This is a genomic window from Methanocalculus natronophilus (assembly GCF_038751955.1).
Taxonomy (GTDB): Archaea; Halobacteriota; Methanomicrobia; order Methanomicrobiales; family Methanocorpusculaceae; genus Methanocalculus; species Methanocalculus natronophilus.
The window spans coordinates 1-268 of record NZ_JBCEXH010000070.1 but is presented as its reverse complement, the minus strand read 5'-3'; the positions used below and the strand labels follow the sequence as shown (position 1 = coordinate 268).

Here is a 268-nt window from a genome sequence, read left to right as displayed (position 1 = left end):
TCATCTAACAATGCTTTAGAAAACTCCATAGTCTTCGCATCATCCCCAATCATGACAGGGGTAATTGGGGTTTGTGAAATTCCTATATCAAAGCCTAAAGCTTTCATAGCTTTTTTAAAGTATTTCGCATTGTCCCATAGTTTATTTGTATGTTCTTCACTTTCCATCAACATCTTAACACTTTCAATGGTAGCTGCCGTTGCGCTTGGTGGTAGTGCCGTTGAGAATAATAAAGGACGTCCTCTATGTAAGAGCCATTCTTTCACAT

General features: G+C 38.4%; 1 protein-coding gene. It reads right to left on the bottom strand.

The genetic code is table 11. The annotated features are described in order from the left end of the window. On the bottom strand, nt 1-266 hold a 266-nt coding region (locus ABCO64_RS11015; protein ID WP_425463709.1), incomplete at its 3' end, for an aminotransferase class I/II-fold pyridoxal phosphate-dependent enzyme. Between the last annotated feature and the right edge of the window lie 2 nt (nt 267-268).